Annotated in this window: 1 pseudogene; it reads right to left on the bottom strand. The window is 42.9% G+C overall.

Annotation, left to right across the window (positions count from 1 at the left end):
* Positions 1 to 163: 163 nt before the first annotated feature.
* Positions 164 to 417, bottom strand: a pseudogene (locus SPADD19_RS11020) (DUF814 domain-containing protein); the annotation flags it as partial.

Here is a 417-nt window from a genome sequence, read left to right as displayed (position 1 = left end):
CGAGTGCTTGAAATGATTATATTTCAAGCACTTTTCTCACGGCGGAAAGTTTCAATATATGTTGAATGATCCTAAAAGTAGACCTCATTTTTTTTCAGCATACGTAGAACAGTTTGTCTACATTCTAAAAGGTTGAGCGTCGCTCAACCTTTTATTTTTGAAATCAATCCGTTAGTTTCATGGCTTTGATTTTTTCTTCTTCTGGGGTAACCCGCAGAGTTTTCTGACCGGTGTAGGTGACAAAGCCGGGCTTTCCACCAGTTGGTTTATTGAGTTTCTTAGCTTCGATCATATCTACTTGGACCAGGTTTGAGAGCCGGGCCTTGGAATAGTAGGCAGCCAACTCTGCAGCATCGGTTTTCACTTCATCCGTCGGATCGAGATTGCCAGTAATGACGACGTGGCTTCCCGGGATAT

The organism is Streptococcus parasanguinis, from assembly GCF_001578955.1.
Classification (GTDB): domain Bacteria; phylum Bacillota; class Bacilli; order Lactobacillales; family Streptococcaceae; genus Streptococcus; species Streptococcus parasanguinis_U.
Note: the sequence above shows the minus strand (reverse complement) of the source record. Positions and strands in the feature narration are given on the sequence as shown.